Below are 3,923 nucleotides of genomic sequence, written 5' to 3'. Positions count from 1 at the left end.
ATAATAGTAGAACATTTGAGAAAACAGCAAATGTGGGACAGCCTTTCAAAAGGAAAAAGGCTTGACGGAAGAAATCTTGATGACTTAAGGCCAATGGAGATTGAAATGGGACTTATCAAGAAAGCTAACGGCTCAGCACGGGTGAGGTTGGGAAACTCCGAAGTTGTCGCAGGAGTAAAAGTTGAGACCGGTGAACCATTTGAAGGTCTAGAAAATAAAGGAGCCCTAATCCTGTCGGCAGAAGTTTTGCCTACTGCTTCACCTCACATTGAGCCAGGGCCTCCAGATGAGGAAACGGTAGAATTGGCAAGGGTTGTAGATCGAGGAATAAGAGAATCAGAAATGCTTGACCTAAATAAACTGGTGTTAGTTACTGGAGAGATCGTTTATGTAATATTTGTAGATTGCAGTGTCATCAACGCAGATGGAAATTTATTTGATGCTACCTCCTATGCGGCAGTTGCGTCATTAGTGAACAGCAAGCTACCGGTCTTTGAAATACGTGATGGTAAAGTAGTCGATACTGGAGAAAAGCAAAATTCGCCTATTACCACTTTGCCAGTCTCCATTACTGCAGTTAGAATAGGTGATTCAATTCTATTAGATCCTACCGCGGAAGAGGAAGCATGTATGGATGCAAGAATCACTATAACTACAAATTCTGATAATAATTTTGCGGCAGTACAAAAAGGATCGACGGGCACCTTCACTTTAGAGCAGCTCAAACAGATAGCCGCGAGCGCAAAAACTAAAGGTGAGGAAGTAAGGAACAAGATCAAGGAGTTGATGAAATCTGGTCAGTAGAAGGAAGCAAGGACAGCGGGTTTTAAAAGGCCTTGGGATAAAATTTGGAGCTACTGTACGTAAGAGGTACAGTAAGGCATACAAGACGCTAAAGCAGAAACGGCGATGTCCGTCATGCTCATCCAATAAATTTACTAGAATTGTATCAGGTATATGGTTTTGTCGGAAATGCAACTACAAGGTTGCAGGGGGAGCTTACGATATTGATCTTGAAAAATTGCAAAGCCAGAGTAAAAATATCGTTGAGATCGACGCCGCTAAATGAATATGGTGCTCTTTTGAAATCAATCTATGTTGCGATAAATGCCGACACCAAAATTCCCACACCCGGCGCCGCCTCCAACAAGTCCACAGTAAATATATCCATGTTGGATGGTGGATCTAATCATAATTGTAACCCTGGTTCCGGTTGCTTGCTGCTTGAGTTACATGGTACTGACATATCTGCACTCAGAGCTGTTCTCAATTCATACCTCTGGCTTATCGATGCATCAATAAATGCTTACAGTGCCAGTATAACGGCCAGTTCTTAAAATCGACGGCTAGATAGTTGATATACCGATATGAGTACGTAAATTGCGGGATAACCGAGATCCAATTTGGCAAAAACACTTAACCAGCTGGTAAACAATCCATCAATATATCAACCAACCAACTAGCCAACAAAACAACAAACCATAGTACATCAAATGAAACAAAAATGACAATTAAAGAGCCACGGATCGCTCATAAGGGTTGAAATATACTTTTATTTACGAAATTGTATCTTTGTATCCCTAATTTTATGTAATTCTTATATGCTTTAGGGGGACCAAATACCGAATTAGGCACTTGCTAATTTCGAAGGACTCATTAACGGTATGATTTTATTCTGGTAAATCGATTTAAATTAAAGATGTTATTATGAGTGAAAAGGAACTGCCTCCTTGGCTTAAAGAGCAATTGTCGCGTTTGCAGCAGCTTCAACAGAATTTACAGGCTATAATGATGCAAAAACAGCAAGTAGAAGTAGAAGTAGTCGAAACTGATAGGGCTTTGGAAGAGTTGAATAAAATAGGACCTGAGGAGATGGTGTTCAAGAGTGCAGGCCCATTGCTAATCAAATCAAACAAAGAAAACCTTACAAAGGAGCTAGGGGAGAAAAAGGAATTATCTAATACAAGGCTTATGGTCTTGACTAAACAAGAGACTCGGGTAAAAGATAATCTCAAGGAAGTAGAAAATAAAATTAATCAAATGATAAGAGCAAGCCAAACTGCAGTAGATGCTAATTCTAAACCACGCGCGCCTTAGCCAATATTGATGCATTAGTTATGCAAACTGCCTCAAACTGATAGCAAAATGAGAACATGTGAAAGGTTAGAGGGCAGTGACTATTAGGATTGTAGTTGATGAAAGAGAGAGACGCAGTAGAATTCCTGCGCTGCTGCGTGAAGCAGGCGCATTGACAGACTTTGCCCAACTTGTGGTAGGAGACTACGTAATTTCTGCAGAAACAGCGATTGAGCGGAAAACAATATTTGATCTACTGCAGTCTATCTTTGATGGAAGGCTTCTAGTTCAGTGCTCTGAACTTATCCAACACTATGCCAAGCCTGTGATAATCATTGAAGGAAATATCATAAACCTCTCCGATGGATCTAGTGAAAATGATAATCAAGATTTGGAAAGAATTTATTTGATAAATGAAACCCTGGCAAAAGTGGCATTAGACTTTAGAATACCAATAATAAATGCACCTAATGCAGAATTCACGTCACAACTTCTAGTCACAATGGTAAATCTAGCTCAAAGTGGCGCCCAAAAAGGCCCATTGCTAAAACGTATCAAGAAAGCGAATCCTGTGCGTATACAGCAACTTTCCATTCTGTCTTCGATTCCAGGTATTGGTGACAAGCTCGCAATTAGAATGCTCGAAAAATTTTCGACTCCTAGACATGCATTGACAGCCCCAGCTGCCGATCTTGCTAGAATCCCTGGATTTGGCACTTCTAGGGCGATAAAAATGAGAAGAATCCTGGATTCTCCTGAGGACGGAAAGATAATACCTTCACAGCTATCCCTTTTAGATACAAAAATAGCTGACCAACCTGGTTAATCTGTTTTTAATATTACCGGTAATACTTCTGCAAATATTGTCGCTGCAATAGTTGGACAAATTACGTTGTAATTTGATTCGTTTATGCATTCGATATTCCTAGCAGGCGTCTAAACCCCCACTCGATGGCTTATTACTACCCATTTATTGGGATTAATGTTTCAATCAAATGCTTGAATCTGAAAGTTCAACATATCACTGCCCTTCCAGCCAGACCGCTAAAGTATCCACAGCTTTTTCAAAAATATCTCTAAAGATATTTGATAGTTATTGGTATTACCGAAAGCACCTGAATAAAGAAAGCATAGTGTAAAGACAAAAGCTAAAACACCTATTCCTCTTAACTCTTACTTTCTTCTTTTATTATAATTAAACTAGGTTTCTCATACCGGAGGCATTTATCCCACTGCTGGTAAATATACAGCTTGGGCCAATTTGCTTGTCAGCATTCACAGTAAGCTACGATCTTCTTTTTGCTTTTACTTTATTTGCTGCTTCTTTTACTGTTTCTGACGTTTGAGGTGCTGCCTCTGCTGTCTCTCTTGCGGTATCCTTTATTATTTCTGCTGTCTGACGTGCAGCTATTGTCGTCTCTTCCACGGCCGCAGCAGTATCTTTGATAATGCCACGCTCTCTGAGATCTCTAGCAGCGTCATTAATTTCCTTTGCAGTATCTCTGGCAGCTACGCTAGCTTCAAAGATCGCCTGGGTAATTTCTTCAATAGCCCCACTTTCACGTAAAGTTCGTACAGTTTCTTTCATCCTAGTCGAAGCCTCGCGGATGTTTTTGGCAATATTCTTTATAGTTTCTGCAGTTCTTTCAGCATCAACCGCTGGTACCTTAGCACTTTGATTTTCAGAATCGGCCGAAGTGGACATGGCAAACTATGAACAGCATCATAGTATATAGTTCTATCTTTGTTGTGTTTCAAGTTATTCGAACTGATAACGAACATTTTGATTTTATACTATTACTATAGCCTCCGGCATCGGAATAATCGTCTCACCTTCGGGTTAATGT

6 protein-coding genes are annotated in these 3,923 nt (G+C 40.1%); 5 read left to right on the top strand and 1 reads right to left on the bottom strand.

Annotated elements, in window-relative coordinates; translation table 11 throughout:
- The 5 genes from rrp42 (at position 1) to DYY65_RS12875 (ending at position 2,902) form a co-directional block, all read left to right on the top strand.
- Complete coding sequence (gene rrp42 / locus DYY65_RS01705; RefSeq protein ID WP_370519267.1) at positions 1-804, top strand: exosome complex protein Rrp42; 804 nt, start codon at positions 1-3, stop codon at positions 802-804.
- Positions 794-1,069 carry a 50S ribosomal protein L37 gene (locus tag DYY65_RS01700; RefSeq protein WP_162476333.1) on the top strand — a complete coding sequence of 92 codons (276 nt, stop codon included), beginning with the start codon at positions 794-796 and terminating at the stop codon, positions 1,067-1,069. The genes rrp42 and DYY65_RS01700 overlap by 11 nt, the downstream gene beginning before the upstream one ends.
- Positions 1,014-1,337: a hypothetical protein gene (locus tag DYY65_RS01695; protein WP_162476266.1), complete on the top strand. Its 324-nt coding sequence runs from the start codon at positions 1,014-1,016 to the stop codon at positions 1,335-1,337. Before DYY65_RS01700 ends, DYY65_RS01695 begins: the two co-directional genes overlap by 56 nt.
- A gap of 370 nt (positions 1,338-1,707) precedes the next feature.
- Complete coding sequence (locus DYY65_RS01690) at positions 1,708-2,097, top strand: prefoldin subunit beta (protein WP_162476265.1); 390 nt, start codon at positions 1,708-1,710, stop codon at positions 2,095-2,097.
- Positions 2,098-2,173: 76 nt separating this feature from the next.
- Positions 2,174-2,902, top strand: coding sequence for an ERCC4 domain-containing protein (locus tag DYY65_RS12875; RefSeq protein WP_370519266.1), 729 nt, complete (start codon positions 2,174-2,176; stop codon positions 2,900-2,902).
- A 459-nt stretch (positions 2,903-3,361) separates the two neighbouring features.
- On the opposite strand, the gene DYY65_RS01680 is transcribed toward DYY65_RS12875, so the two are convergent.
- Positions 3,362-3,781 carry a hypothetical protein gene (locus DYY65_RS01680; protein ID WP_162476264.1) on the bottom strand — a complete coding sequence of 140 codons (420 nt, stop codon included), beginning with the start codon at positions 3,779-3,781 and terminating at the stop codon, positions 3,362-3,364.
- Between the last annotated feature and the right edge of the window lie 142 nt (positions 3,782-3,923).

Source organism: Nitrososphaera sp. AFS (genome assembly GCF_009898475.1).
GTDB lineage: Archaea > Thermoproteota > Nitrososphaeria > Nitrososphaerales > Nitrososphaeraceae > Nitrosopolaris.
Note: the sequence above shows the minus strand (reverse complement) of the source record. Positions and strands in the feature narration are given on the sequence as shown.